Source organism: Phocaeicola sp. RTP21198st1_B8_RTP21198_201120 (assembly GCF_040929485.1).
GTDB classification, from domain to species: Bacteria; Bacteroidota; Bacteroidia; order Bacteroidales; family Bacteroidaceae; genus Phocaeicola; species Phocaeicola dorei.
The window spans coordinates 358-1,907 of record NZ_JBCOCI010000233.1; the positions used below are offsets into that span (position 1 = coordinate 358).

The window sequence follows — 1,550 nt, forward strand, 5'->3', positions numbered from 1 at the left end:
CACGTCTCTGTCCAATGGTATAAAAAGGATAACCCTCATGCCAGGCAATAAAATCTCCCTTTTCATCGACAAACCTTCCTCGTTTCACTTTATTGAGTCCTGCCTGATTGCTTCCAACCAATACTTGCCAATCTCCAACCAATGCTTGATTCTCCCCCATCATCTGCTCTTCTTCTGCCAATGCCTCATTATTTTGAGCCAACCAGTTTTTCAGAAAAGTTCGATAGTCCATTGGGCAAAAACAAACGCCTATACTATCCTTTTTAGTTGCCACCTTCCGGAACCCATGTTCCGCAGCCCAGACACGAGCTTCCACTTTCGTAATATCCCCCATCGGCAACAACATCCTGCAAAGAATATCTTGTTTCAATCCCCATAGAAAGAAGGTTTGATCCTTATCCGAAATCTACACATATATGATCGTCGGCAGCGTATGTTATATAAAAGGTATTATTTAGTTGTATATTCTGTGCATAATGCCCGGTAGCGATGTAGAAAACGCCCATTTCATCGGCAATTTTAGCAAGCAGAGGCCATTTCAGGTAATTATTGCACAATATACAAGGGACTGGAGTCCGTCCTGCCAGATACTCCTGCACAAAATATTCAATAATCTGTTTACTGAATATTTCACGGGCATCGTATGTTATATGCCGTATTCCTAAACGTTCTGCCAGATTACGGGCATCTTCCAGATACTCTGTCGAGCCATTCAATTCATAAAAACGGAAGGTTACTCCGATCACTTCATAACCGGCTTCCAGCAATCGCATAGCAGCAACAGAACTATCTGTACCGCCACTCATTCCAAGCAATACTCGTTTGTTTTCCTCCATCATGCTGCAAAATTAAGTATTTTCCCGTATCTTTGTTTGTTAAAGTCTAAAAGAGAATGAAAGAGAGACCAACTAACGGACAAGTTATAATCGTTTTCACAGAGCATCCGATACTCGGCATATTGCTGATTCCCTATATTGCGGAAAAGCTGGACGATGGTACCTTGCAATTGGTAGAACAAGCATTTCACGCCTCTCCCGAAGCTATGAGCAAGATGAGTGAGGCAGAAAGACAAGCTATTCATATCGCCTCTTATTATACAGAGAAGCATCTAATGAGTGTCTACTCCCGCGAAAAAACAGTATCGCGTTTTTTACATAAATTATCCGAAGATCCGGAACGAATAAAGAATGATATCCGTCCATCTATCGAAAAGAAACTGTTGGAAATGCTGATACTGATACGGGACAACGGACTGCCTTTTTATCAGAAACAAGCCGGCAGTAAAATACTATACGCCCATCATGCCTATCACATAAATCCTCATAATGCAGAAATTCGTGTAACGTTTCATGTTGACAATAAAACGTTTCGTTATCAGTTGCAGTGCTATTATGAAGGACAGCCATTCTCTTTAAGTGAGTTGAAACCTGTGGTTGTACTGACATCCGCACCAGCCACGCTATTATTGGGAATGGAGCTATATTTCTTTCCGCACATTGAAAGCGCACGCATCTTACCTTTTACAAAGAAAAGATCGATCAGCGTAGACG

General features: G+C 41.6%; 2 pseudogenes. One reads left to right on the forward strand and one right to left on the reverse strand.

The features are described 5' to 3' along the window. Positions 1-839 (reverse strand): annotated as a pseudogene (gene mnmA, locus AB5935_RS24915) (tRNA 2-thiouridine(34) synthase MnmA); the annotation flags it as partial. A 53-nt stretch (positions 840-892) separates the two neighbouring features. Between mnmA and AB5935_RS24920 the strand changes: the two are divergent. After that, positions 893-1,550, forward strand: a pseudogene (locus tag AB5935_RS24920) (ATP-dependent helicase); the annotation flags it as partial.